At 48.7% G+C, this 1,357-nt stretch carries 1 rRNA gene; it reads left to right on the forward strand.

Annotation, left to right across the window (positions count from 1 at the left end):
• Positions 1–1,357, forward strand: a 23S ribosomal RNA gene (locus LGK95_RS22015); the annotation flags it as partial.

Below are 1,357 nucleotides of genomic sequence, written 5' to 3' on the forward strand. Positions count from 1 at the left end.
AGGTTAAGTACTTAAGGTACGGAGCCGAAGGGAAACCGAGTCTGAATAGGGCGCATAGTTGCATGTCGTAGACCCGAAACCGGGTGACCTATCCATGGCCAGGATGAAGCGGAAGTAAAATTCCGTGGAGGTCCGAACCACGTTGGTGTTGAAAAACCATGGGATGAGCTGTGGATAGCGGAGAAATTCCAATCGAACTCGGAGATAGCTGGTTCTCCTCGAAATAGCTTTAGGGCTAGCGTCGATTAATTGAGTAATGGAGGTAGAGCACTGAATGGGCTAGGGGCTGACAACAGTTACTGAACCCTATCAAACTCCGAATGCCATATACTTTTATTTCGGCAGTCAGACTGCGAATGATAAGATCCGTAGTCAAAAGGGAAACAGCCCAGACCATCAGCTAAGGTCCCAAAGTGTAAGTTAAGTGGAAAAGGATGTGGGATTTCTAAGACAACTAGGATGTTGGCTCAGAAGCAGCCACTCATTCAAAGAGTGCGTAATAGCTCACTAGTCAAGAGATCCTGCGCCGAAGATGTCCGGGGCTAAAACTTACCACCGAAGCTATGGGTGTACACTATGTGTACGCGGTAGAGGAGCTTTCTGTACTGGCTGAAGTCATACCGTAAGGAGTGGTGGACGGTACAGAAGTGAGAATGTTGGCATGAGTAGCGAGAGTTAAGTGAGAATCTTAACGGTCGAAAACCTAAGGTTTCCTGAGGAAGGCTCGTCCTCTCAGGGTTAGTCGGGACCTAAGCCGAGGCCGAAAGGCGTAGGTGATGGACAATCGGTTGATATTCCGATACCACCAATGGACGTTATTAGAAATGGGATGACGCAGGAGGATAAGATGTGCACACTATTGGATGTGTGTCTAAGCATTTAGGCGGAGCAAGCAGGCAAATCCGTTTGCTCTTAACGCTGAGATGTGATGGGGAAGGGAATTTATTCCTGAAGTATCTGATTCCACGCTGCCAAGAAAAGTCTCTATCGAGGATATTGGTGCCCGTACCGCAAACCGACACAGGTAGGTGAGGAGAGAATCCTAAGACCATCGGAAGAATTGCTGTTAAGGAACTCGGCAAATTGACCCCGTAACTTCGGGAGAAGGGGTGCCTACGAAAGTAGGTCGCAGAGAATAGGCCCAAGCAACTGTTTAGCAAAAACACAGGTCTCTGCTAAAGCGAAAGCTGATGTATAGGGGCTGACGCCTGCCCGGTGCTGGAAGGTTAAGGGGATTAGTTAGCGTAAGCGAAGCTATGAACTTAAGCCCCAGTAAACGGCGGCCGTAACTATAACGGTCCTAAGGTAGCGAAATTCCTTGTCGGGTAAGTTCCGACCCGCACGAATGGCGTAATGA

Origin of the sequence: Clostridium algoriphilum, from assembly GCF_020443705.1 — a bacterium.
Lineage (GTDB): Bacteria > Bacillota > Clostridia > Clostridiales > Clostridiaceae > Clostridium_AD > Clostridium_AD algoriphilum.